The 23,560-nt window shown below is 70.7% G+C and carries 21 protein-coding genes and 2 pseudogenes; 12 read left to right on the top strand and 11 right to left on the bottom strand.

The features are described 5' to 3' along the window. Positions 1-39: 39 nt before the first annotated feature. A complete protein-coding gene (locus ACIBB8_RS32085) occupies positions 40-1,194 on the bottom strand; it encodes an STM4014 family protein (RefSeq protein ID WP_398958128.1) in 1,155 nt (384 codons plus the stop codon). Between the two features lie 173 nt (positions 1,195-1,367). Further along, positions 1,368-2,324 carry an STM4015 family protein gene (locus tag ACIBB8_RS32090; protein ID WP_398958129.1) on the bottom strand — a complete coding sequence of 319 codons (957 nt, stop codon included), beginning with the start codon at positions 2,322-2,324 and terminating at the stop codon, positions 1,368-1,370. A gap of 164 nt (positions 2,325-2,488) precedes the next feature. Between ACIBB8_RS32090 and ACIBB8_RS32095 the strand changes: the two genes are divergently transcribed. Next, the gene (locus ACIBB8_RS32095; protein WP_366690481.1) at positions 2,489-2,815 is read left to right on the top strand and encodes a hypothetical protein; all 327 of its coding nucleotides are present in this window, start codon (positions 2,489-2,491) and stop codon (positions 2,813-2,815) included. Positions 2,816-2,939: 124 nt separating this feature from the next. After that, positions 2,940-3,941, top strand: coding sequence for a DUF6745 domain-containing protein (locus ACIBB8_RS32100; protein ID WP_398958132.1), 1,002 nt, complete (start codon positions 2,940-2,942; stop codon positions 3,939-3,941). 49 nt (positions 3,942-3,990) lie between these two features. On the opposite strand, the gene ACIBB8_RS32105 is transcribed toward ACIBB8_RS32100, so the two are convergent. The 5 genes and pseudogenes from ACIBB8_RS32105 to ACIBB8_RS32125 form a co-directional block, all read right to left on the bottom strand. After that, positions 3,991-4,602 carry a TetR/AcrR family transcriptional regulator gene (locus tag ACIBB8_RS32105; protein WP_398958135.1) on the bottom strand — a complete coding sequence of 204 codons (612 nt, stop codon included), beginning with the start codon at positions 4,600-4,602 and terminating at the stop codon, positions 3,991-3,993. Between the two features lie 86 nt (positions 4,603-4,688). Further along, positions 4,689-4,913: a hypothetical protein gene (locus ACIBB8_RS32110; protein ID WP_398958137.1), complete on the bottom strand. Its 225-nt coding sequence runs from the start codon at positions 4,911-4,913 to the stop codon at positions 4,689-4,691. Between the two features lie 654 nt (positions 4,914-5,567). After that, on the bottom strand, positions 5,568-6,779 hold the full coding sequence (locus tag ACIBB8_RS32115; RefSeq protein ID WP_398958140.1) for a Glu/Leu/Phe/Val dehydrogenase dimerization domain-containing protein: 1,212 nt from the start codon (positions 6,777-6,779) through the stop codon (positions 5,568-5,570). Positions 6,780-6,807: 28 nt separating this feature from the next. Continuing rightward, positions 6,808-7,980 (bottom strand): annotated as a pseudogene (locus ACIBB8_RS32120) (thiamine pyrophosphate-binding protein); the annotation flags it as partial. Between the two features lie 103 nt (positions 7,981-8,083). Beyond that, positions 8,084-8,647, bottom strand: coding sequence for a carboxymuconolactone decarboxylase family protein (locus ACIBB8_RS32125; protein ID WP_398958142.1), 564 nt, complete (start codon positions 8,645-8,647; stop codon positions 8,084-8,086). A gap of 157 nt (positions 8,648-8,804) precedes the next feature. Here ACIBB8_RS32125 and ACIBB8_RS32130 point away from each other — a divergent pair, with 157 nt between their 5' ends. Both ACIBB8_RS32130 and ACIBB8_RS32135 read left to right on the top strand, forming a co-directional pair. Beyond that, positions 8,805-9,245, top strand: coding sequence for a PPOX class F420-dependent oxidoreductase (locus ACIBB8_RS32130; protein WP_398958144.1), 441 nt, complete (start codon positions 8,805-8,807; stop codon positions 9,243-9,245). Between the two features lie 103 nt (positions 9,246-9,348). After that, positions 9,349-10,593, top strand: a complete 1,245-nt coding sequence (locus ACIBB8_RS32135) for an MBL fold metallo-hydrolase (protein ID WP_398958146.1) — start codon at positions 9,349-9,351, stop codon at positions 10,591-10,593. Between the two features lie 301 nt (positions 10,594-10,894). Here the strand turns inward: ACIBB8_RS32135 and ACIBB8_RS32140 are convergent, their stop codons facing one another. Together ACIBB8_RS32140 and ACIBB8_RS32145 are read right to left on the bottom strand one after the other, a co-directional pair. Next, positions 10,895-11,527, bottom strand: a complete 633-nt coding sequence (locus ACIBB8_RS32140) for a response regulator (protein WP_398958172.1) — start codon at positions 11,525-11,527, stop codon at positions 10,895-10,897. Next, positions 11,527-12,747, bottom strand: coding sequence for a sensor histidine kinase (locus ACIBB8_RS32145; protein WP_398958148.1), 1,221 nt, complete (start codon positions 12,745-12,747; stop codon positions 11,527-11,529). The genes ACIBB8_RS32140 and ACIBB8_RS32145 overlap by 1 nt, the downstream gene beginning before the upstream one ends. Before the next feature lie 146 nt (positions 12,748-12,893). On the opposite strand from ACIBB8_RS32145, the gene ACIBB8_RS32150 reads away from it, so the two are divergent. Beyond that, a complete protein-coding gene (locus ACIBB8_RS32150; protein WP_398958149.1) occupies positions 12,894-13,661 on the top strand; it encodes an ABC transporter ATP-binding protein in 768 nt (255 codons plus the stop codon). Beyond that, on the top strand, positions 13,661-16,060 hold the full coding sequence (locus ACIBB8_RS32155; protein WP_398958152.1) for an ABC transporter permease: 2,400 nt from the start codon (positions 13,661-13,663) through the stop codon (positions 16,058-16,060). Before ACIBB8_RS32150 ends, ACIBB8_RS32155 begins: the two co-directional genes overlap by 1 nt. A 17-nt stretch (positions 16,061-16,077) precedes the next feature. Here ACIBB8_RS32155 and ACIBB8_RS32160 read toward each other — a convergent pair. Further along, positions 16,078-16,206: pseudogene (locus ACIBB8_RS32160) on the bottom strand (IS256 family transposase); the annotation flags it as partial. A gap of 162 nt (positions 16,207-16,368) precedes the next feature. Then, positions 16,369-18,012: an alpha/beta hydrolase gene (locus ACIBB8_RS32165; protein WP_398958154.1), complete on the bottom strand. Its 1,644-nt coding sequence runs from the start codon at positions 18,010-18,012 to the stop codon at positions 16,369-16,371. 601 nt (positions 18,013-18,613) lie between these two features. Here ACIBB8_RS32165 and ACIBB8_RS32170 point away from each other — a divergent pair. The 6 genes from ACIBB8_RS32170 to ACIBB8_RS32195 all read left to right on the top strand — a co-directional run bounded on the left by ACIBB8_RS32170 (position 18,614) and on the right by ACIBB8_RS32195 (position 23,511). Continuing rightward, positions 18,614-20,488, top strand: a complete 1,875-nt coding sequence (locus ACIBB8_RS32170; protein ID WP_398958156.1) for an ATP-binding protein — start codon at positions 18,614-18,616, stop codon at positions 20,486-20,488. A 7-nt stretch (positions 20,489-20,495) separates the two neighbouring features. After that, positions 20,496-20,930, top strand: coding sequence for a roadblock/LC7 domain-containing protein (locus ACIBB8_RS32175; protein ID WP_366137160.1), 435 nt, complete (start codon positions 20,496-20,498; stop codon positions 20,928-20,930). 2 nt (positions 20,931-20,932) lie between these two features. Next, the gene (locus tag ACIBB8_RS32180) at positions 20,933-21,304 is read left to right on the top strand and encodes a DUF742 domain-containing protein (RefSeq protein WP_398958159.1); all 372 of its coding nucleotides are present in this window, start codon (positions 20,933-20,935) and stop codon (positions 21,302-21,304) included. Next, positions 21,282-21,932, top strand: a complete 651-nt coding sequence (locus ACIBB8_RS32185; protein ID WP_398958161.1) for a GTP-binding protein — start codon at positions 21,282-21,284, stop codon at positions 21,930-21,932. The genes ACIBB8_RS32180 and ACIBB8_RS32185 overlap by 23 nt, the downstream gene beginning before the upstream one ends. Then, on the top strand, positions 21,929-22,543 hold the full coding sequence (locus ACIBB8_RS32190; protein WP_398958164.1) for a GAF domain-containing protein: 615 nt from the start codon (positions 21,929-21,931) through the stop codon (positions 22,541-22,543). The genes ACIBB8_RS32185 and ACIBB8_RS32190 overlap by 4 nt, the downstream gene beginning before the upstream one ends. A gap of 314 nt (positions 22,544-22,857) precedes the next feature. Next, a complete protein-coding gene (locus tag ACIBB8_RS32195) occupies positions 22,858-23,511 on the top strand; it encodes a hypothetical protein (RefSeq protein ID WP_398958166.1) in 654 nt (217 codons plus the stop codon). The last annotated feature ends 49 nt before the right edge of the window (positions 23,512-23,560 follow it).

The following is a 23,560-nucleotide window of genomic DNA, read 5'->3' on the forward strand; positions in this document are numbered from 1 at the left end:
GCGTCCGCGTCGCGGATGCCGGCGACGGCCTGTCCGGTGTCAGGGGGTGGCGCTTGCACGGTGGTTCCTTGCTCTGTTCAGTACGGCGACGACCTGCGTCGCATAGGTGTCCAGGCCCTCGAAGCCGCTGCCGGGCAGCCCGGTCAGGCGTGGCAGCAGGTCGCCGAAGGCGTTGACCTCGCCGACGGCGAACCGCCGCCAGCCGGTCGCGGGCAGCAGATCGACGGCCACACACAGCGTGTCCGGGAAGCAGGCAGCGGCGCGCTCGCACACGGCCAGGGCCTCGGCCCAGCTGCCGCCCGCCGCCTCGACGGCCGCGCGGACCTCGTCGAGGCTTCCGCGCTGGCCGCCGAGGTGAAGATTGGTCATGGGGGACTGGCTGGTTCGTACGACGGCATGGGTGGCGCGGCCCGCCACCACCAGGACCCGCAGGTCGGCCGAGCGCCCTCGCTGCGATGCCTTGGGCAGCCAGCGCTCGATGTGCAGTCCGTCCGGTGCGAGCGCGTCGACGATCGCCGCCACCTCGCGCTCCGTCGTACAGCGTCGCACCCGCAGCGAGTTGAAGAGCCGTCCGGACGTGTCGCGTTCCACCGATGTGGTCGCCCGCACCCGGCCGGGACCTGCCGTCTCCACGGCCAGCACCCCCGAGGCGGACGAGCCATGCGCGAGCTTCACGAAGGCCCGTGGCATGCGGTGCTGAGCCATCCGCTCACGCACATCCGCCCAGTCGCGCACCACGGGCGCCGCGAAGCCGGAGGTCGGCGAAGCCGGTACAGGGACCCCGGCGCCGTCCAGCACGGCATGGCACAGCCGTTTGTCGAACAGCACCGCGACATCGCCCGGGGCGTCGAGCAGTGCCGCTCCGGCCGCGTCGGCCGCCCGCGCGACCGTCCGCACCGCTCCGGTGAACCGGGTGTACCACAGGGCGGTGCCCTCGACCCTCGTCGGATCGTCCACGGATCGCAGCAACCGCTCGACCTCGGCGTCCTCACCGGGCGAGTCCATCCGTACGGTCTCGCCCGGCCGGAAAACGGCCTTGCCGCCCAGGACGTCCAGCCAGGGCACCACACGCGCGGCCGGTAGCCCGGCGGCGCGTACAGCGTCCCCGAAGAGTGTGACCCGGCGGTTGCCGGGAACTCCCACGACGGCGAAGCGCACTGCCGGGCCGCCCGCCCTACTCGCTGACTGCGACATAGCGCTCGTCGTCTTCATCCGGATGCCAGTACTCCACCTCGTCCGGTTCGCCATTGACCCGGTCGGCACCGAGCAGTCCCTCGAGGCGGTCCACCAAGGGGGCACTGATGTAGTGGTGGTGCAGATCCAGCGAGGTCAGGCGTCTCGGGATGGTCGATGTCAGTCATGGGGCGTCACTCCGAAACCGCGGTGTAGCGGCCCTCGGCCCCGTTGTCGTCCCAGGGTTCCTCGCGTTCGGACACGTCGACCTGCACACCGTGCGGTTCCAGCGCCTCCTTGATCCGGCGCTCCATCGGCGCGGTGAGGAAGTGATGGTGCAGATCGAGCCGTTCGAGATGGGTCAGCGGCTGGCCTTCGAGCAGCGCGGCCGCGCCCTCGTCGCCCAGCGTCCCGTGCGAAAGATCGAGGGTGCGCAGCTGGGCGACGACCGGGGCGCCCGCGACAGCCGTCGCGATCTCGTTCTGCACCTCGCTGTTGCGCAGACCGAGGTGGTGCAGGCGGGGGAAACGCGAGCCGGAGAGCAGCGGGGCCAGGTCCGCGACTTCGGCGTCGCCACCGTACGCGGAGACGCCGAGCCAGAGATCGAGCCGCTCCAGCGCGGGCAGCTCGCTGTCCAGAACGCCGCGGATCACTCCGGCCGGCAGCCCGCCCGTCTCGATGGTCAGCGAACGCAGCCGCTCGTGCTTCGACGGGGAGAACTCCAGGTCCGTGCCGCCGCGCACGCCCAGTTCCAGCAGGCCGGGGAACGCCCTGAGCAGCGCGGTGACGTCGGACTGCTCGATCCAGGAGATCTCGTTCTCCTCGGCCGTCATGTCGCCGACGAAGACGGCTTCCAGCGAGGTCAGCCGGTCGGCGGCGGCGATCACGAGATCGATCGGGTAGGACGACGTCTCCTCGTACGACTCGCCCCACTGGCCGATGATCAGGGCCCGCACACCCGCAGGGTCGACAGCAGCGAGAAATGCTTGGAACGCCTCCTCCCAGCTCATCTCGGACTCGTCGTCGTACGGGTCGACCGCGATACGCCAGGCCGCGGCATCGGCGGCCTGCGCCGGCGCTTCGTTCGTCGCGTGCCGGAAGTCGACGGCCGGCAGGCCGAGCAACTCGTGCAGATGATCCACACCGGACATGACCCTGAACTCCTGAGACTGGGGGACGGCTGATGTCCGCAAGGTTTATCAAGCCCCACTGACAACGCGGCAGGCGGGATCGGTTGTGACCGATTGTCAGACCCTGCCCTTAGCGTTTTCTCCAGGGTCGGCACAGCGGGTGCCGCCCTCGAGGGGAGGCGTCTGTGTACCGGCAGGGCGATGTGCTGATCGTGTCGTTGGACGAGTCCGAGGTGCCCGCGCACCTGGCGGACGCGCCGGGGGAGCCGCGGGACGCCCGCGGGCGGATGGTGCTCGCGCTGGGCGAGGTCACCGGTCATGCGCATGCGGTCCAAGGGCCCGGCCGGCTGATGCGCGAGGCGGGTGCCTTCGGCCCGATGCTGCTCCATCTCCCCGACGGCGGGCGGGTGGTGCACGAGGAGCATGCGGCGATACCGCTGCCGAAAGGCTGGTACCGCGTCGTGCGCCAGCGGGAGTACGCACCGGGTGCGGTCCGCATCGTTGCGGACTGAGCCGGCCGGTCCGGGCGGCTGAGTCCGCGATGGAGCGGACGGGCACCGGGCGGCACGGCGAACACGCCGGACAGGCAGCGAACAGCAGAGATCCAAGAGAGTGAACAGGGGACGGGGACAACCGATGCAGTACGTGGACTCATGGCGGGCCGTGGCAGCGGCGACCGGTGCGGCGGACCGGGGAGCGGCCGAGGACGGGGTCCGCCTCGCCTACCGCAGTGCGGGACTGGCCGAGCCGGAGCAGATTGTCTGGGCCGACTCGCCGAAGGCGGCCGTCGAGGCGGTCGGGAAACTCGTCGACGCGGGCCGCTCGGTGCGCGACGAGGTGCGGACCCGCCCGTGGGCGGAGGAACGGCGTCGGATGTACGACGAGTTGGGCCCGGCAGGCTGGTCCTCTCTCTGGTCGGCCACGGGCGCCCAGCTCTGGGAGACCACGGCCGCGCTCGCCGAGCGGATACGGACCGGAGTCGTCTCGGCCCTCGCCGAGAGCCCCGAGGCCGAGTCGGATGTACGCCTGGTGCTGCTCGACGCGGTCCTCGGCCAGCACGACGCGGCGTGGCTCGCCGCGTTCGACGGCCGCGGGGACCGGCTCGATGGCCTGGCGGAGGTGGCCAGGCACGCGGGCTGGTGGTGGCCGTACGAGCGCACCGTGGTGATCAGCGAACGCCCGGAGACGCTCCACCGCGACGAGGCGGGCCGGCTCGACCGCGGGGACGGCCCTGCCCTCTCGTACCGCGACGGGTTCGCACTGTACGCCTGGCGCGGCATGCCCGTTCCCGCCGAGTTCCTCGCGGAACTGACGGCGCTGACCCCCGAGCGGATACGGGAGGAGGAGAATGCGGAGCTGCGCCGCGTCATGCTGGAGTGCTACGGCTACGACCGCTACCTCACCGAATCGGGCGCCGAGCCGGTGCATCGGGACGAGACGGGCGTCCTGTGGCGGATCGCACTGGACGGCGACGAGGACGTGGTGATGGTCGAGGTGGTCAACTCCACCCCGGAGCCCGACGGGATCCATCGCACGTACTGGCTGCGGGTACCGCCCTCGACCCGCACCGCGAAGGACGGCGTCGCCTGGACCTTCGGCCTGGACGCAGAGGCCTACGCGCCTCTGCGCCAGACCTGATCGGCCGGCAGGGCGGAGGGAAGCGAAGGAGGCGGAGCGGCCGGCCGGGTCAGGCCGTCAGCGCCGCGTGGTCGATGCCCAGCTCGCGGGCGAGTGCCTCGTCGGTCCACGCCAGCATCGTGGCCCGGGAGAGCGGACCGGCGTACGACGTCATCTGGACGGCCAGGCCGTCCAGCAGTGCGGTCAGTCGCCAGGCCACGGACATCGGGTCGTCGCAGTGGAACTCACCTGAGGCGGCGCCCTCTTCGATGACCTCGGCCAGCTCCGACTTCCACTGCTGGTCGAGATCGCCGGCCACATTGCGCAGCGCCGGGTCCCGGAGCGAGGCCGCCCAGCCCTCGATCCACAGCCGCCAACCTTTGGCCTGCCCGGTCGGCGCGTACCAGCGGACGGCGGCGCGCAACCGCCGTACCGCACTCGTGCGGCGGCTCAGGAGCTTGCGCAGATGGGCGAGGTCCGCCTCGGCCGCATGCGCGAAGGCGGCTGCGACCAGCTTCTCCTTCGTCGAGAAGTGGTAGAGCACCAGGGCGTTGCTCACGCCGAGCACGGAGGCCACATCGGCGATCCGTACCGCCGCGACACCGCGTACCTCGATCTGTTCGACGGCAGCGCGGAGCAGCTCCTCGCGTCGTTCCGCCACGCTCAACCGCACTCTTGCCACGGCGTCACCCTAACCAATGCGCCGGTCCCGGACGGCTCGGGGGCGGGACCGCATCCGGCCCCGCCCCCTGCTCACCACCTGTCACCTCAAGGTTTCGGCGCCGGTCGGCACCAGATATCGGCGCAGCCGGAGTTGTATGCGTCGATCAGGGTCTCCGTCAGCGAGGCACCCGAGGTGTCCATGACGGCGGTGCGCAGGTCGACCTTCGCGGTGCCCACCGCGGGCACCGTCACCTTCCACCTGCCGTCGGCCGTACGCGCCGCCGCGGCCTGCTTCCAGTCGGTGCCGTCCGTCGCGTACCAGACCTTCAACGAAGCGATGGCAAGCGCCCGCTGACTGCCCTGCGCGGTAAGTCCGACCGTGTAATCGAGCGGCTTCCCGGCATCGGCCGCGTTCCGGCGGAGCTCGGTGCGGTCAGCCCGGTGTCCCTGGCATCCGTACCGGAGCCGACCCGTGACGCGATCCCGGTGGCCGACTGCAGCGACACCCAGGCGGACCCGTCCTCCACACCGATCCTGACGGGCTCTGCGCCCTTGGTCTCCAGTGCGAGGGTGCTGTTCCGATCGAGCGTCACCCGGTGGGCGAAATGGATGGCCGTGGTCCCGACATCCGTGTTGCCCACTGTGTCGTACTCCCAGGTGTGTCCCAGGATCCGGCAGCAGCGTGACGGTACGGGCCGCGCCACCCGGCCGGGAATGCGGCCGGGTCGGTGAAGGCGGGGGCGTTGTCGGCGGCGGCAGGGAGTGATCCAGCGGCAAGGGCGGCGGCGAGGTGGCGCAGGTCGCCACCCATCTGGTCCGTCTCATTCTCACCTCGTGAACTCGTCTGTTCCCAGGGGGTGGTGAGGCGAGAATGTCAGGAGCATGACGGCACAGGGCCGGTCGGTGCTGGCGGGAAACTGCCATGGCAGCTATTCGCCGTAAACCCTTTAGATGAAGGGGAGTTGAGAAAAGACCTGCAGGGTGTCACCGGTACCAGCCGAACCGTTCGGCCATCACCGGCAGCCGTTCGGCAACGAGCGCATGGGCCGCCGCACGGGGCGTGGAGCCGTCGGCCTCGGCGCGGGCCAGCATCCGGTTGATCAGAGCGCGCATCGAGCGGCGGGTGTGCCCGAACGCCTCGTCGGCTTCGGCGCCGATGTCGCCGAACAGGGTCCACCACCACCAGGCGTTCGTACCGGAGTTGACGACCACATCGGGCAGCACGGTGATCCCGCGCCCGGCGAGCAGCGCCTCCGCCTCCGGCAGCACCGGCATGTTCGCCGCCTCGACCACCCAACGGGCCGTGATCAGGGCCTGGTTCGTGGCGTCGATGGCGTACGAGACCGCTGCCGGGACGAGCACCTCCGCCTCCTGGGCCAGCCAGGCGTCGGCGGGCAGCTCGCGGTCCCCGTCCCGCAGCGCACCCCGGTCCACCGTTCCGTACGCGTCGCGGGCGGTGAGCAGCGCCTCGACGTCGAGGCCCGCCGGGTTGGCGATGGTGCCCTTGATGTCCGCGACGGCGACGACCTTCAGCCCGGCCCGCGCCAGGAACCGCGCCGTCGCCCCGCCCATCGTGCCGAGCCCCTGCACGGACACGCGCGCCTCCGGGTACGCCACGCCCGCCCGGTCCAGCGCGGCGAGCGCCGACTCGGCGACCCCGCAGCCGCCGACCAGCTCGTCGAGCCCGATGCCGTCCACCTCGACGGCGAACGCGTCGGCGAGCCGCCGCCGCGCTGCCGTCTCGTCTTCGAGGAGCGGATAGACGGCCTGGACCGAGGAGATGAGCCCGGCCTCGGCCGCCGCCCGGTCGACGAGGTCCTGCGTCAGCCCGAGATCCTCACCGGTCGTCCAGATGTTCTCGATGTACGGGCGCACGGCCCGCAGATAGCGCACCAGTACCCCGTACGCCTCCGGGGCGCGCGGGTCGCAGTCGATGCCGCCCTTGGCGCCGCCGAGCGGTATGTAGCGGGCCTGTGCGTCGTCGGCGTCGAAGTGCAGGGCCTCCTTCATCGTCATGCCACGGGCGAGTCCGGTCACCTCGTCGAGCGTGCAGCCCTCCCGCATCCGCAGCCCGCCGCTGGACACACCGCGCACCAGCCGGTCGACGACCAGATGGCCCTGGCGTCCGGTGACATGGTCCGTCCAGGTCAGCGAGATCAGCGGAGCCGGCGGGGTGGTCGGGGACGTGGTCGTCATCGGGGGGCTCCTCGGTCACAGTGATCAGGGTGGGCCCAGGGGTGCTCAGGGCCCGGGACAGGGCGCGGGTGAGCGCCTCGGGTGAATCGGCGTGGACACCGTGGCCGCCGTACGCGCGTGCCAGCGCCGGGAGGTCGACGGAGGGCAGATCGACCGCCGTGGGGGTCTCGCCGCGCGCCGCCATTTCGTCGCGGATCTCGCCGTATCCGCCGTTGTCGAACACCACGACGGGCAGCGGCAGTCGCAGCTGGGCGGCGGTGGCGAGCTCCTGCACGGAGAACTGCAGCCCGCCGTCGCCGCTCAGCGCTACCACCTGACGGGCGGGATATGCGGTCTTCGCGCCGATCGCGGCGGGCAGGGCATAGCCGAGCGTGCGGAAGCCGGTCGGATGGAGATAGCGCCCCGCCGGACCCACCCCGAGCGACAGCGGGTGCGTCTCGTCGACGATCCCCTTGCCGTTGGCGGTCGTGACCACCGGTGCACCCAGCTCCTCGGCCAGCGTCCGGCACTGCGCAGCGGCGTTCCCGGCACCGCCGCCGAGGACCAGTGCGGGCTGTCGGGCCGACCGCAGCGCCTGCGCCGCGTCCCGCAGCGCGGGACCGGGCGGGCAGGTCGCGGGCGTGGGCGGGGCGAGCCGCACCGGACCCGCCGGTGCCGGCGTCTCCAGCAGATCGAGCGGCACCTCGATGTGGGCCGGGCGCGGGCGCCAGGTGCGGAGCAGCGTGAAGGCGCGCGCCGCCGCGGAGAAGATCTCGTCGACCGTCGACACCCGGTGGCTGAAAGCCGAGACCCCCCGCAGCGCCTCGGTCTGGCTGCGCATCTCGTGCAGCAGACCGGTCGACTGGCGTGGGTGGCGAAGTGGCATGCCGGGCGAGACGACCAGCAGCGGCACGCTGTCCGAGTACGCCTGCCCGACCGCCGCCGCGATGTTCAGCAGCGCCGGACCGGTGGTGGTGATCGCCACACCGGGGCGTCCGGTGACCCGCGCGTACGCGTTGGCGGCGTACCCCGCGCCCTGCTCGTGGCGCGGGGTGACATGTGCGATGCCGTACGGGTCCAGATGCCGGTAGATCTCCAGGTTGTGTGTTCCCGGAATCCCGAACGCCTGCGTCACATCGTGCTCCGTCAGTGCGCGAACCACGGCTTCGCCACCGGTCAGCGAGGTCGGCCTCGGCTGCTCGGACACGCCGCCTCCCGCCACTCACAGGTCGATTTACTGAATCGCCAGTCAGTATCGAGAGACGGGGGCGCCCCTGTCAATCCGATCTTTGCTGCATGGGTGCTCAGTGGCGAGAGTGCGACCGTCAGGGGGCGGCGGGGCTCGGCACCTCGCACTGGTCCTTGAAGCCCTGGCTGGTCAGACCCAGTGCGGAGTTCGTGCGCGAGCGCATGTTCTCCACGGCGACCATGGTCGTCAGCTCCACCAGGGCCTTCTCACCGAGCGCGATTTTGAGCCGGTCCACCAACTCGTCCGTGACCTCCGGCGGGGTGAGGCTCATCGCCTCCGCGTACTCCATGACGTCACGCTCCAGCGGTGTGTACACCTTGCTCTCCCGCCACACCGGCACCTCGCGCAGTTTGCCGGGGTCCATCCCGTGCCGGTGGTGCTCCCAGTAGCCGAAGTCCATGCACCAGCTGCAGCCCACGGTCGCCGCGGACGTCATCACCGCAAGGGCCTTGAGTTGCGGGTCCAGTGCCTTCCACCGGCCCACGGCCAGCTCGAGGCGGAGCTCGGCCCACAGCACCTTGGTGTGGTGGGCGGTGGCCCGTACGGGATCGATGACCTTCCCGTACGTACGGTTCGAATACCACGACACGGCGCGGAAGAGGAGGCTGCGGGGCGGGTCGAGCGAGATTCGGGCGGTCATGACGGGTCTCCTTCGGTTCGGCTCCGAGTCCGCCGCACGCTCCCCAGGGGACGCCGGCGGCTGCGGTCACGGATGCGACGGCCGGGGGCTGCCGGATGTGACATCGCAGAGCGGTGGATCGCGGAATCCTGCGACGGGTACGGACGTTGGTTCCGGCATGACGGGATTCGATACAGAGCAGGACGCGCTCCTCCGGCTGATCGCCGAGGAGGTCGGCGGGGTGCTCGTGACGCTGAAGCGGGACGGCCGGCCCCAGCTGTCCAACGTCAATCACTTCTACTATCCGGAGGAGCGCATCATCCGCGTCTCTGTCACCGAGGACAGGGCGAAGACGCGGAATCTCCGGCGCGATCCCAGGGCGAGCTACCACGTCACCAGCAAGGACCGCTGGGCCTGGACGGTCGCGGACGGGACCGCCGAGCTGTCGCCGGTCGCCGCCGATCCGCACGACGCGACCGTGGAGGAGCTGATCACGCTCTACCGCGACGTGCAGGGCGAGCACCCCGACTGGGACGACTACCGCAGTGCCATGGTCCGCGACCGGCGGATCGTCCTGCGACTGCACGTGGAGCATGTGTACGGGCAGCCGCGTGACTGAGGCGGCGAGGTCCGGCCGTCATTCATTCCCCCGGCCGTCTCCTACTCGCACGGTCGCACCCCCTGCTGATAATGAAGCGACACCGACTCCCTCAGGAGATGATGTGACCGGCGCTGACTCCCTGCACCCGCTCCGCACCCGGCTCCGTACACTGCGACCTGCCGGATTCGGCGCCGACCCCGATGGCGACCGCATGGAGCGCATCCGGCGCTCACCCAACTTCGCCGACGGCGTCTTCCAGAACCCCATGGGAGCGCGGAGCAGGCCGTCCGGCTCCATGCTGGAGTTCGCGAAGGTCTTCTTCCGCAAGGAGGAGCGGGCCCGCAGGACGCCGACCGGCACGGTACCCGTCCACGCCACCACGCTCGCCGATCTCGCCGCGCCGCCCGCCACGGGGCTGCGGCTCACCTGGATGGGTCATTCGAGCGTGCTGGCCGAGATCGACGGCCGCCGGATCCTCTTCGACCCGGTGTGGGGCGAGCGATGCTCGCCCTTCGCGTTTGCCGGGCCCAAGCGGCTGCACCCCGTTCCTCTGCCGCTCGCCGCGCTCGGCCCGGTCGACGCGGTCGTCATCTCCCATGACCACTACGACCACCTCGACCTGCCGACGATCCAGTCCCTGGCGGATTCGGACACAGTCTTCGCCGTGCCGCTCGGCGTCGGGGCCCACCTGGAGCACTGGGGCGTGTCCGCCGACCGGATGCGCGAGCTCGACTGGAACGAGACCACGCACATCGCCGGGATCAGCCTGACCGCGACCCCCGCCCGGCACTTCTGCGGGCGCGGCCTGCGCAACCAGCAGCACACCCTCTGGGCGTCCTGGGCCGTCGCGGGCCCGGAGCACCGGATCTACCACAGCGGGGACACCGGCTACTTCCCCGGTTTCAAGGACATCGGCGCCGAGCACGGCCCGTTCGACGCGACGATGATCCAGATTGGCGCCTACTCCGAGTACTGGCCCAAGAACCACACAGAGCGCACGCCGCTGCCGGGCGCGTGGCCGGACATTCACATGACGCCTGCGCAGGGGGTGCAGGCTCACCTTGACCTGCAAGGATCGAAACCGCACGGTGTGCTGCTGCCGATCCACTGGGGCACCTTCAACCTCGCGCTCCATCCCTGGGCGGAGCCGGGGGAGTGGACGATGGACGCGGCCGAGGACGTCGGCCAGCCGGTGGCGGTCCCGTGCCCGGGTGAGCCCTTCGAGCCCAACGGCGTTCTGCCGGTCGATCGATGGTGGCGCGCGGTCTCCCTGCCGATCGCCCACCCCTGGCGCCGCCCGAAGCCCGTGGACGTGACCTCGGCCGACACCCTCCAGGGTGATCTCGACCTGGCCGGCGAACGCTGACCGCTACGGAGGGTGACTCGGCGCGGCTGACGAGCTTATGGAGCGGCCCGACTGTTGAGCAACGGCGGCGGGCCGCGACGGCGGGGGACGACGTTCCGGCCCGGCTTCCAGGCGGTCCGTGACGGTGTTGGGGTTCCCCCGAGACGCGGAGGATGGTGACAGAGGGTCAGATGGGTCTCACGAGAGGAGCCCAGACGATGCCTGCACCGAGGAAGTACCCGCTGGAGTTGCGTGAGCCTGCGGTTCGGATGTACCGGACCGCCGAGCCGCAGCCCGGCGCGGGGGGAGGGCCGGCGGCGCGTCACGCCCGCAGGTAGGCGAGGACCGCCAGCACCCGCCGGTGGCCCTCGGCGTCCACCGGCAGGTCCACCTTGTTGAAGATGTTGCCGATGTGCTTGTTCACGGCCGCTTCGCTGATGAACAGGTGCGCGGCGAGGCCGGCGTTGGAGCGGCCCTCCGCGACCAGTGCGAGCACCTCGCGCTCCCGGGGGCTCAGCCGCTCCAGCGGGTCCTGGCGCAGCCGGACCAGTTGGGTGATCACCTCCGGGTCCACCACCGTCCCACCGGCGGCGACGCGCTCGATCGCGGCCGTGAAGTCGGCCACGGCGCTCACCCGTTCCTTGAGCAGGTAACCCACCCCGGCCCCGCCGCACGAGTCGAGGAGGCGCAGTGCGTAGGAGCGTTCCACGTACTGGCTGAGGACGAGCACGGGCAGCCCGGGGAACTCCTCGCGCAGTCTCACCGAACACCGCAGTCCGTCGTCGCTGAGCGACGGAGGCATTCGTACATCGGTGACGATCAGGTCTGGCCGTTCGGCGCATACCGCCTCGGCCAGGGCGTCGGCGTCCCCGACCGCCGCCACCACCTGGTGGCCGACCCGTTCGAGGAGCCCGACCAGGCCTTCGCGCAACAGGACGGCGTCCTCGGCCACGATCAGGCGAAGCGACACGGAACCTCCACATGCAGCAGGGTGGGACCACCGGCCGGGCTCGACACCCGCATCCGGCCCTCGAGCGCCGTGACCCGGTCCGCGAGCCCGGTCACGCCGCTGCCCGCCTCGGGGGCGACGCCGCCGTGACCGTCGTCCGTGATGTCGAGGATCAACAGATCGGAATGGTAGCGACCACGTACCTGGGCGCTGGTGGCCCCGCTGTGTTTGGCGATGTTCGTCATGGCTTCGTTGATCAGGTAGTACATCGTCGTCTCGAGCTTCCTGGTCAGCCGCTCGGGCAGCCGCAGGTCCACGGTCACGGGGATCGGGAACCGGCCGGCGTAGTCCTCGATCGCCGCGACCAGTCCGTGGTCGGCGAGCACCGGCGGGTTGAGTCCCCGGATCAGGGACCGCAGCTCCTGGTGAGCGACGGAGAGCTGTGCCTCGGCCTGGGTCAGCAGCTCGGCCTGCGGAGAGCCCTCCGGGACTTCGAGACGCATGAGCCCCAGGGTCATTCCCAGCGAGACGAGCCGCTGCTGGGCCCCGTCGTGCAGGTCGCGTTCGATCCGCACCCGCTCGGCGTCGAAGGAGTCGAGCAGCCGCGACTGCGAGGCGCGCACCTCGCGCAGCTCCTCCCCGAGTTCCCTGTCGCGCGGGGCGAGGAAGGTGCGGGCCATGGCGGCTCGCGCCCCCGCCCACGAGGTCACCGTGTACGGCGAGGCGAGCAGCACGATCACCCCGAACACCGTCCACGGCCAGGTCTCGCCGTCGACCGAGGAGATGGTCACGGCGGGGACACCGAAGGAGAAGCTGAGCACCAGCAGGTCCAGCCACCACAGCGCCGCCGCCGAAAGCAGCGTGAACGACAGCTCCCGCCATGTCACCCGCTCCTTGAGGCGGGTGGCGACCCAGGCGCGCAGGCCGGTGCCGTCCGGGGCACGATGCGGATCGGACAGACGGTCCAGGTCCACCAGGTGCAGCCGACGGCGCTCCACCCTGGCCACCACGGTGGAGACCAGCACCATGCCGACCAGGGGCGCGACGCCGATCAGCACGATCAGCAGGGCGAGCCCCGCGGCCAGCCCCAGAGCGAAGACCAGCACGGCCGCGGCGCCGACCACGACGCCCCCGCTCAGGTAGGCCAGCGACCGCCAGGGCCAGCTCGAGGTCAGGAAGCTCAGGGGGCGCTGAGCCATGGCCTGCCAGGCTGTTGTGGGATGCATGCGATCAACCTAGCCGTGGGAACCGGGACTTCGGGGCTCGTACCCAGCGGTGGTCCCCTTGACGAGCCAAAAGTAGAGCTGCCTCTACCTCAGGGGTAGAGAGCGGGTCAGTGCCCCGCTCACTTTCTGTGCACTGGAATCGACGCATGACGACAACGAGGCAAACCCCCGTGCAGGACGTGGTCGAACTCCACGGCGTACGCAAGGTCCACGGCGCCGGAGGTAATCGGGTGACCGCGCTGGACGGTGTCTCCATCGGCTTCCCGCGCGGCACCTTCACCGCCATCATGGGTCCCTCCGGCTCCGGGAAGTCGACCCTGCTGCAGTGCGCGGCCGGGCTGGAGCAGCCGACCGATGGCCGGATCGTCCTCGCCGGCGTGGACATCGGCCGGCTGAACGAGAAGGAGCGCACCAAGCTCCGCCGTGACCACGTCGGATTCGTCTTCCAGGCCTTCAACCTGGTGGAGTCCCTGACGGCGGCCCAGAACGTCGAACTGCCGTCCCGGTTCGCCGGCCGCAAGGTCAGCCGCGAACAGGTCGCGAACGCGCTCGGCTCAGTCGGTCTGGCTGAGCGCGCCGGGCACCGCCCCAGCCGGCTCTCCGGCGGTCAGCAGCAGCGTGTCGCCCTTGCCCGGGCCCTCGTCACCCGTCCCGACGTCCTCTTCGCGGACGAGCCCACCGGCGCCCTGGACACCGTCACCTCTGGCGAGGTGCTGCGGATGATGCGGATGCTGGTGGACGAGGAGGGCCAGACCACCCTGATGGTCACGCACGATCCGGTGGCCGCGGCCATGGCCGACGTCGTGGTCTTCCTCAAGGACGGCCGGATCGCCGACCGTATCCCGCTCGACCGCCGTTCCGGTGGCAACAACGCCGCCGCCATCGCCACCCACATGGCCCGGCTGGAGGCGTGATGCTGATCCTCGCGAACGTACGCGAGCGCTGGTCCGGGTTCCTCGGGGCCTTCGTCGCCATCCTGGTCGGCGTGGCCCTGATTACCACCACCCTGGTCATCTACGATTCCGCCCGCCCCGACGTACAGGCCCGGTACGCGGGCACCGCCGCCCTGGCCCTGCCCGAGCAGGCCGTCGACACCGACGGCAGCCCCGAGGACCGTATGCCGTGGAGCCCGTCCGAGGCCGAGCCGCCGCTGGCCGGACTCGACAAGGTTCCGGGCGTGGCCGACGCCGTGGTTGACCGCTCCTTCTACGCCCAGGCGATCAAGGACGGCGAGCCCGTCACCGACGAGGGCGCCCTGGAGTCCGGCCACGGCTTCGGCAGCGCGCGGATGGCGTCCTACGAGCTGGTCTCCGGCCGGGCTCCGAGCGGCACGGACGAGGTCGTGGTGGACCGCGCCCTGGGCGCGGCTGTGGGCAGCGAACTGACCGTCAATATCGCCCAGGGCCGCTGGCAGTTCACCGTCGTCGGCACGGTGGACGGCCCCGGCTACTACTTCAGCGCAGCGTTCGCCGCGCGGCAGCAGCCCGGTGTCCGCACGATCGCCCTGATCGCCGACAGGGGAGCCGACACCGGCGCGATCGTCACCGCGGCGCAGAAGGTGCTCGGCGACAAGGGCAGCGTGGTCTCCGGCAACGGCCGGGCCGAGCTCCAGCCCGCGTACATCGAGCACAAGCGTTTCCTGGGCGTGCAGCTCATCAGTGCCATGGCCATCCTCGGCCTTTTCACCACGGTGTTCGTCATCGCCTCCATGCTGGTCCTGGCGACCGGGATGCGCCGTCGTGATATCGGTCTGCTGCGCACCATCGGCGCCTCCCCCGCCCAGATCCGCCGCATGATCCTGGGCGAGGCCGCCGTGGTCGGCCTGCTCGGTTCGATCGCCGGCTGTGTGGCCGGCGTGGCCGCCGCCCCGCTGCTGCGCTCCGTCCTCGACGGTCTGGACGTGACCCCGCCGGACATGGAGATCACCGTCGCCGCCTGGCCGCTGCTCACGGCCTCCGTGATCGGTGGAGGGGTCAGCGTGATGGGTGCCTGGACCGCTGGCCGCAAGGCCGCTCGGGTCGCTCCCGTCGAGGCCCTCCTCGACAGCCGCTCCGCCGACAAGGGCATGGGGCGCGGCCGTTGGATCGCCGGCCTCGCCGTCCTCGGTCTCGGCGTGCTGCTCGCCGTCGGCACCGCCACCTCCAGTGCCGACGACCGCATCAACATGGCGATCTTCGCCACCATGACACTGATCGTCGCGGCGGCCCTGCTGACTCCCGTGTTTATCGGGCCTGTGGGCCGGTTCCTGACCGCTCCGTTCCAGCGCGGCGGATCGGCCGGTCCGGTTCTGATCCGGGCAGAACTGGTCGCCAACCCCCGCCGTGCCGCCTCCCTGGTGGCCCCCGTGATCGCCGCCGTCGGTTTCGCGGTCCTGCTCAGCGGCATGGTGGAGACCATGCGGGTGGCCTACCCGGCCGGTGAGGCCCTGAAGGTCTCGGGCCAGACGATCGTCACCCCGGACGGCACGCCCGGCAACACCGACGAGGTGGTCGCTGCTAACCCGGTGGGCAAGGCCGCCCTGCCGACCCGCGCGTTCGTGAGGAAGGACGCACAGAATGCGGAGAACGCGGCCGCGGCCACCGTCCTGGACGTCCTGGGCACCCGGGACCCGCGGTGGAACAAGCCCGGCGAGGCCGTGCTTGGTGAGCGCACCGCACAGGACCTGGGCCTGAAGAAGGGCCAGGAGGTTCCGGTCCGGTTCGCCGACGGCACCAGCGTCACGCTGCGCGTCGTGGCGGTTCTGCCCGACGACCCGGCCCGCGGTGACTTCGTGGTCGCCCGTGACTTGGTCCGCACCCGCGACCCGGCCGCGCTCACCGATGACATCTTCGTCCCCGGCGACGCCGAGGCCAGCGACGCGGTCCCCGGCACCGCCCTGCACGACGCCGCCGAGTACGCGCTGGCCGACTACGAGACCGACGCCAAGCTCACCGACGCCCTCGCCATGATGCTGATCGTGATCGCCGTCGGCTACAGCGTGATCGCCGTCGCCAACAGCATGGCCATGGCCGCCCACGGCCGGCGCCGCGACTTCGGGGTGATGAAGTCCGCCGGTGGCACCGTCGGCCAGCTGCTCCTGTTCTCGGCGGGCGAGACCGTTCTGGTCATCGTCATCGGCGCCGCCCTCGGCGTCCTGGTGACGCTGCCTCCGCTGGCGGGCATGGCCTCCGGCCTCTCCCAGGCCACCTCGTCCGACGTGGGCCTGCACCTGAGCACCGGCACCCTCACGACCGCCATCGTCGGTACCCTCCTGGCGGCCGTCGTGGCCGGGATCGGTGTCACCGCGAAGACGCTGCGGAGGCACGCGGCGTAAGAGCTCGGCCAGAAAGGCGCGATCTGGAAGGCGTTGAGGGGCGCCTTCCAGCGTATGGTCCAGCGCTTGCGGCCCTTGCCGGTCGGGTCCAGGATCATCAGGGCCGGGCAGACGCACTTGAGCGCTGCGGACTCGTTGGGGAAGTGCCGCAGGCGCCAGGCTGGCGCTGCCGCGGCCGGGGGAGCCCTTCGAGCCGCCCCAGCGGCTGCCTTCGGATCACCGGAGGAGAGCCGCGGGCGCGGTGACTGGCGGTTCGGCCGTCATCGCGCCCGCGGTGGTGTACGTGCTTCCAGTTCTCAGACGATATGTCAGGCGCCCGGCACCGGGAACGGGTCGAGGTCCGGCTTGAGGACCTGGCCGGGCTTCGGCGTGACCTGGTCCACCAGGTAGGAGGTCACCAGCCCATTGAGGGCCTTGCTCCGGCCGACCGCGCAGTGCTCGATCACGTCGACCGTGACCAGCACAGCGTTGCCGAGCTCCCGCTGCATGTTCTGGGAGAACTTGTACTGGGTGGCCGGGTCGAAGGTGTTGCCGATGACCATGACCGGGTTGGCGGTCTGCTTGTTCCACGGGCCGGGGTACTGCTCAGCGGCACGTGCGGGCGACGGCCAGGTCGCGCATGCGGGCGCGTCGTAGGCCTGGTACCGGCCGAAGGTGGGGGCGTCCTGCTCCCAGGGGCGGGCCAGGTTCGCAAACACCTTGGGGTTCGTCGGGTACGGCTTGTCCTGGCAGTTGACGCCGTAGTAGGAGTCGTCGGCGCTGTACGGGGAGTCGGCGGGGGCCTCACGCAGCGCCGCCGGGACAACCTTGGCCAGCCGGTCCGCCTCGTCCGTGGATACCGTCCTTGCCCCCGCGCCGAAGCCCTGCTGCGGGTTGATCGCCTCGTGCAGTGCCTGCAACGAGCGGGCCAGCGGTGCCAGTCGGGTCTGCGCGTACAGGGCGTTGGCGACCTGGCTGGTGAAGCTGCTCAGGGTGACCTGCGAGCCGCTCGGCAGGGTCACCGGGCTGGTGCGAAGGCGGTCGCGGATCGCGTCGAACTTGGCGCGGGTGTCGCCCTCGGCGAACGCACAGCGCGGCGCACCGGCGGCCTTGCAGCGCTTGAGGAACTCGTCCAGGGAGAGTTCGAAGCCGCCTGCGGCGCGCTGCCGGTCGTACTCCAGGCCGTTGTGCAGGCGCAGCTGCGGGTCGACGTTACCGTCGATGATGAGGGCGCGCACCTTGTCCGGGTACATGTTGGCGTAGGTGGCGCCGATCAACGTGCCGTAGGAGAACCCGGCAAAGTTGAGCTGGGAGTCACCGACGGCCTGACGCATGCGGTCGAGGTCGCGCACCACATTGATGGTGGACATGTGCTGGATGAGTGCACCCGCGTTACGGGCGCACGCGTCGGTGTAGTCCTTGGTGGCCGCGAGCGTGCCGTCCACCTCGGCCGGCGTGACGGGCACACCGGTGATTCGACCGAAGACCGCGTCGGCCTCCTCGTCGGTCTTGAAGCACTGCAGCGGGTTGCTCCGGGCTACGCCGCGGGGATCGAAGCCGATCAGGTCGAAGTGCTCCTGTACGCGGGGCTCGAACCGGGTCGTGGTGGCCCACAGGTAACCACTGCCGCCCGGGCCGCCGGGGTTGAGGAACAGCGAACCGATGCGCTTGGCGGGGTCGCCGGCCCGCCGCCGCATCATGGCGATGCCGATCTTCTCGCCTGACGGGTTCGCATAGTCCAGGGGCACCGGGTACACGGCACAGTCGTAGATCTTGGGATCGGGCTTGGACGGGTCCGGGTTGCAGGGCGTCCAGACGACCGGATCGACCTGCTGCCCGGCGGTGGCCGGGGCGGTCGCGGGGGTCGTTGCTCCGGCGGGCATCGCGGGCGCGGCCGACGCCGTGACGGCGCTGCCGGAAATGAGGGCGAAAGCGCTGGTGAGTGCCGCCGCCAGAGTTGATATGCGAGACAAGGAACCTCCTTCGATTTCTCAAACCCGGTCAGCATGGCAGTACTTGAGGGGGTGGTAAAGATTGCGTGCAAGGTGTCGGGATGGGGCCGTTGCGCATCGTGGCGCCCTGTCGCCCGTGCCGGTCCATGGGGTACGCGCCGTGCGGCGGGCTGACCGATGGCGGAGAGGGGCAGTGTCAACGCCTGGTGCTGGACGTCGGCTGGGGGCGGGACACGGGTCGCCGAACCGTGGGACCACGGGAACTCCCGGGCTTGCGCACCACCCGCCTCGACCTGCCCACGCGGACCACCGAACTGGGCCTGTCGTTGCGTCTCGCTGAGCGCAACGAACCCGCCCGGCGGTCCGGCTGCCGGACTACCGATATCAATGCGGCGTTATCGGTCTCTTGTGCGAGAGCTCATACCAGAGCGGGACGGATGGCGGGCAAGTTTGACAACTGCCTGTCGCGGGAGCTCGATTGGCGACTACTGTGTGTGGCCGGTGATCAACGCTGGGCTCATATCGTTCGAGCATGGCCGAGCGTTGACCCGAGCCTGACCGACCACCGTAGGTGCCACCGTATGAACGCCGATTCCTGGTGCCCCATGTACCGAGGACGCTGATGTCTCAACTTCGCGCACCTGAAGCGCGACCGGAACGCCGAGAGGGCGCGCGGCACGGCCGGCCGGGTGCCCGTTCCCACTCGGCCGCGGCCAGGCCACGCGCCACACAGCCGCCTCCTGACGCCCGCCTGCGCCCCCAGATCCTGCGAACCGCCCTGCTTCCGGCCATCGCCGTGGTGCTGAGCGGTGCCGCAGCCGTCATTTTCACCATCCGTTCCACAGGTGCCCGCCCGACCGCCCAGCTCTGGACCGCGCTGGGCGGATCCGGGGCGCTGGCCGTCGGCGCCGTGGTCGCCGCATTCCTCGGCGCCAACCGGGTCACGACCACCGTCCTCGGCCGCTGCCTGGCCCTGCGCCGTGCCAGTGCTCAAGGCCAGGCCGACCTGCAGCGGCTGGTGGAGAAGCTCCGCAATGGAGAACCGGTGCCCGCGCGGCGCCCTCCGCGGCCCGTCGCCCCCGGCAGTGACGCCTTCGACCTGCTCGCCCAGGAAATGGGCCGGTCGCACGAAGGGGCCATCGCTGCCGTCGTCCAGGCAGCACGGCTCAGCAACGACTCCGGCGAGGAACAGCGGGTCGAGGTCTTCGTCAATCTCGCCCGCCGCCTCCAGTCCCTCGTCCACCGGGAGATCCAGCTGCTCGACGAGCTGGAGCACGAGGTCGAGGACCCCGATCTCCTCAAGGGCCTCTTCCAGGTCGATCACCTCGCCACCCGCATCCGCAGGCACGCCGAGAACCTCGCCGTCCTCGGCGGGGCCGTCTCCCGGCGCCAGTGGAGCAACCCGGTCAGCACGACCGAGGTACTGCGCTCCGCGATCGCCGAGGTCGAACAGTATCCGCGGGTCAAACTGGTGCCGCCGATCGACGGCACCCTGCGCGGTCACGCCGTGGCCGATGTGATCCACCTGCTCGCCGAACTCGTCGAGAACGCCACCGTGTTCTCCGCCCCGCACACCCAGGTGCTGCTGCGGGCCCAGCACGTCACCGCCGGGCTGGCCCTGGAGGTCGAGGACCGAGGGCTCGGCATGCCGGGCAACGAGCAGAAGCGGATGAACGCCCTGCTCGCCGACCCCGACCAGGTCAACGTCGCCCATCTGCTCCAGGACGGCCGGATCGGGCTCTTCGTCGTCGCATCGCTGGCCCGCAGGCATGGCATCGCGGTCCGGCTGCAGAGCAACATCTACGGCGGCACCCAGGCCGTACTGGTACTCCCGCAGTCCCTGCTCGGCGTCGACCCGGAGGCACCCACCACGGCCGACGCCGTCCCGGTCCCGCCGCCCGGGCCCGTACACCGGCCGCCCGCCCAGGACGCCACCGCGCACCAGCGGAAACTGAGCCCGGCCCCGAACCGGCAGGCCCAGGTGCCCAGTCAGCCGCTCCGCCTGCACCAAACGTCCCAGCAGCCGCGAAGGCAGGGTGAGGGATCACCTCTGCCGCTGCGTGTCGAGCGTGTCACCCGGCCCAACCCCGCCGATGCCCGGCCCGGCATCCAGCGCCCGGACGACGCGCTTCCGGCCCTCCAGCCGGAGCCCGGAACCGTGCGCGGCACCATCGGCCGGCCCCAACTCCCCAGGCGCGCCCACCAGGAACACCTGGTCCCGCAGCTGCGCGAAGCCCCCGCCCCCCGTGCCGAGGACGAAGAACCTCCCTTGCACGACCCGGGGCTCATGGCGTCATTCCGGCGGGGCATCGAGCTCGCCGACGCCCGGAGCGAAGCGGACGCCGATACCGCACAGCCCCCGGTCGGCGCCCTCGACGCGGCCGGGCCGCCGGCCCGGCAGCCCCTCGAACCGCTGCCCGTCCGCGGAAGCACCGCGACCGCCTCCCCGCTCCCTCCCGGACCGGACCCCCTCGAAACGAATACCTTGAAGGAGTAGATGCACCATGACGACCGATATGCCGTCCGGTCAGGTCGCCGACCTCGACTGGCTGCTGAGCGGGCTGGTACAGCGTGTGCCGTACACGCGCAGCGCGGTCCTGCTCTCCGCCGACGGGCTGGTGAAGTCTCTCCACGGCATGGACGCGGACAGCGCCGACCACATGGCGGCGCTGGCCGCTGGTCTGTACTCCCTCGGCCGCAGCGCCGGGGCGCGCTTCGGGGACAACGGGGAAGTCCGGCAGGTGGTGGTGGAGCTCGACTCGACGTTGCTCTTCGTCTCCACCGCCGGTTCCGGCACCTGCCTCGCTGTCCTCGCCGGACGCGAGGCAGATGCCGCGGTGCTCGGCTACGAGATGACGATGCTGGTCAAGAGCGTCCGACCGTATCTGACGACCCCGGCCAGACAAGCGGCCGGGGCACCGAGCACCACGGGGCTGTGAGAGTGCCGGCCACGCAGGACGGGCCGTTGCTCGACGACGCCGCGGGCCGGCTCATCCGTCCGTACACCGTGAGCAACGGCCGTACCCGTCCGACCGCCGTGCTCGATCTGCTCTCCCTGGTGAGGGCCACCGGCACCGATCCGCAGACGCATCTCGGCCCCGAGCACTCCGTGGCGCTCGGGCTGTGCGGCGGACCCACTTCGGTGGCCGAGATCGCCGCGCATCTGCGGCTGCCCGCAGTCGTCACCAAGGTGCTCGTCTCCGATCTGGTCGACTGCGGCGCAGTCACCGCGCATCCGCCGGCCTTCCATGAGATGCCCACCGACCGATCTCTGCTGGAGGCAGTGCTCGATGGCTTACGACGACAGCTCTGACGGCTTCGGCACCTCGGGCGGAGGGGACGCCCCCGGGGGCTCCGAGTGCTTCCCCGTCGCGCTCAAGGTGCTGGTGGCGGGCGGCTTCGGCGTCGGCAAGACGACGTTCGTGGGCGCCGTCAGCGAGATCGCGCCGCTGAGCACGGAGGAGCTGCTGACCCAGGTCAGTGTGGCGACCGACAACCTGGAGGGTATCGAGTCGAAGACCGCCACGACGGTCGCCATGGACTTCGGCCGCATCACCCTCGACGAACAGCACGTGCTCTATTTGTTCGGCACCCCGGGCCAGGAGCGCTTCTGGTTCATGTGGGACGAGCTCTCCCAGGGCGCGCTGGGAGCGGTCGTGCTCGCCGACACCCGGCGGCTCGAGGAGTGCTTCCCGGCGGTCGACTTCTTCGAGCGGCGAGGCATCGGATTCATCGTCGCGGTCAACGAGTTCGACGGCGCCTACCGCTACGGCCCCGACGAGGTACGGGCCGCGCTCGACCTACCGCCCGAGGTTCCGGTCGTCCTCTGCGACGCCAGGATCGCGAACTCGGGCACCGGAGCGCTGATCACGCTGGTCCAGCATCTGATCAACGCCACCCCCGACCCCGCCCCGCTCTCCACCCTCGGAGCCCACCCGTGAACGGACGCACCAACGGCCGGCTGCTGCTGGCCCCCGTCGACCGTGATGCCCCCGTCCGAGCCCAGCGGCTGCGGACACTCGGACTCGGGGAACGGGCTGGTGGATCGTTCGACAGCTTCGACGCGTTCGCGGACAAGGTGGCCGAAGTAACCGATGTTCCTTTCTCGATGGTCAACTTCATCGACGGGAACAGGCAGTTCTTCGCCGGACTGCACACGCCGGCCGGTACGCACACCGGTTCCGACCTGGGCGCCATGGCCGCGGGCAGTGGCCGTGGCGGGCGGTATGTGGCCCTCGATCACGGCTACTGCCCGCACGTCGTCGCACGGCGGAAGGCGCTCGTCCTGGAGGACGTCTGCGACTACCCGAGATTCGCCGGCAATCCGGTCGTCGACGACATAGGCATCCGTTCCTATCTCGGCGCTCCGCTCATCGACCGTACGGGCATCGCGCTGGGGGCGGTCTGCGCCGTCGACACCGTGCCCCGCCCCTGGGGGCGGGCCGGTCTCGACACGATCAAGTCCCTGGCGCAGGAACTCATCGGCCACATCCACCGACGGGAGGACAAGGCCTCGGGGAGTATCGGAACGGAAAACAGCGGTAGCCGCTGATGATTCCGCAGGGCTCGGCCCCGGACGCCGCGCAAACCGGCCCTTGATCCCCGGCACCTTGCGCGACGCGCTACGGCACCTCGGAATCCCGGCGGGAAAGGCCACACCCCGGCCATCCGCAACCCCGTCCTCCAAGCCCGGCCCCTCCGCCATCGCCCGAGCATCCGGCTGCCACGACAAGAGCACCACCCGCATCGCCACCGAAGCCGGAACTCCCTGGCGTCGACACGCCCCCCGAGGTCACCGACGACAACGATCAAGCCAAGCGGGAAACTGACGTGCGATCGGGCCTCAGGAGCGTCATCCTGTCCCGGATGACCTCAACCGAGATGACCTCCCTCCAGGCCGCCGCAGCTCGAAACAATGCCGACTGGTGTGCTTCGGTCTGCCGGTCCCACGACATGCCGGGGACCTTCGGCAAGACGACCTGGTGGAGTTCCCGCCGCACGCCGCCGTACTACCCCGACGCCGTCACTCTGCACCACGACGCGGTGCCGACCGACTTCCTTGCTGAGATCGACACCGCGTCCCCCGGGTGCTCGATCAAGGACAGTTTCGCCACGCTCGACCTCACCTCCAGCGGCTTCGTCGAACTCTTCAACGCCCAGTGGATCCACCGCCCGGCGGAACTTCCCGCACCAGCAACGCCGGCCCTGCGGATCGGGCGGGTCTCCACGGCAGCCCAGCTTCGCGACTGGCAGGCCGCTTGGCACGGCGGTGACGGAACCCCGGACGTCTTCCGACCAGCGCTACTGGACGACCCGTCCGTGATGGTGCTCGCCGTCCACGACGGCGAAGGCCTCTCCGGCGGTGTCATCCTGAACCGCAGCACGGGGCTGATCGGCCTCTCCAACCTCTTCGCCGTCAACAGCAGCGACGTTGCGGCCATCTGGTCATCAGCGATCGCCGCAGTCGCCACCCATTTCCGGCTCTTCGGTCGCTTCCGTGGGCGGGGTTATGCGGTTTGACGGCTTGGTAGGTGGGGGCGGTGTCCGCCGAGGGTGAGCATGGCGAGGG

Origin of the sequence: Streptomyces sp. NPDC051286, assembly GCF_044455345.1 — a bacterium.
In the GTDB taxonomy this organism is placed as follows: Bacteria; Actinomycetota; Actinomycetes; order Streptomycetales; family Streptomycetaceae; genus Streptomyces.

What these genes read in the sequence shown, in the direction of transcription:
- ACIBB8_RS32150 (WP_398958149.1), top strand. Translation starts at nt 12,894, where the DNA reads ATGACGACAACGAGGCAAACCCCCGTGCAGGACGTGGTCGAACTCCAC.
- ACIBB8_RS32175 (WP_366137160.1), top strand. Translation starts at nt 20,496, where the DNA reads ATGACGACCGATATGCCGTCCGGTCAGGTCGCCGACCTCGACTGGCTG.
- ACIBB8_RS32115 (WP_398958140.1), bottom strand. Translation starts at nt 6,779, where the DNA reads ATGACGACCACGTCCCCGACCACCCCGCCGGCTCCGCTGATCTCGCTG.
- ACIBB8_RS32185 (WP_398958161.1), top strand. Translation starts at nt 21,282, where the DNA reads ATGGCTTACGACGACAGCTCTGACGGCTTCGGCACCTCGGGCGGAGGG.
- ACIBB8_RS32090 (WP_398958129.1), bottom strand. Translation starts at nt 2,324, where the DNA reads ATGTCCGGTGTGGATCATCTGCACGAGTTGCTCGGCCTGCCGGCCGTC.
- ACIBB8_RS32145 (WP_398958148.1), bottom strand. Translation starts at nt 12,747, where the DNA reads ATGCATCCCACAACAGCCTGGCAGGCCATGGCTCAGCGCCCCCTGAGC.
- ACIBB8_RS32085 (WP_398958128.1), bottom strand. Translation starts at nt 1,194, where the DNA reads ATGTCGCAGTCAGCGAGTAGGGCGGGCGGCCCGGCAGTGCGCTTCGCC.
- ACIBB8_RS32125 (WP_398958142.1), bottom strand. Translation starts at nt 8,647, where the DNA reads ATGACCGCCCGAATCTCGCTCGACCCGCCCCGCAGCCTCCTCTTCCGC.
- ACIBB8_RS32170 (WP_398958156.1), top strand. Translation starts at nt 18,614, where the DNA reads ATGTCTCAACTTCGCGCACCTGAAGCGCGACCGGAACGCCGAGAGGGC.
- ACIBB8_RS32100 (WP_398958132.1), top strand. Translation starts at nt 2,940, where the DNA reads ATGCAGTACGTGGACTCATGGCGGGCCGTGGCAGCGGCGACCGGTGCG.
- ACIBB8_RS32130 (WP_398958144.1), top strand. Translation starts at nt 8,805, where the DNA reads ATGACGGGATTCGATACAGAGCAGGACGCGCTCCTCCGGCTGATCGCC.
- ACIBB8_RS32155 (WP_398958152.1), top strand. Translation starts at nt 13,661, where the DNA reads ATGCTGATCCTCGCGAACGTACGCGAGCGCTGGTCCGGGTTCCTCGGG.
- ACIBB8_RS32195 (WP_398958166.1), top strand. Translation starts at nt 22,858, where the DNA reads ATGACCTCAACCGAGATGACCTCCCTCCAGGCCGCCGCAGCTCGAAAC.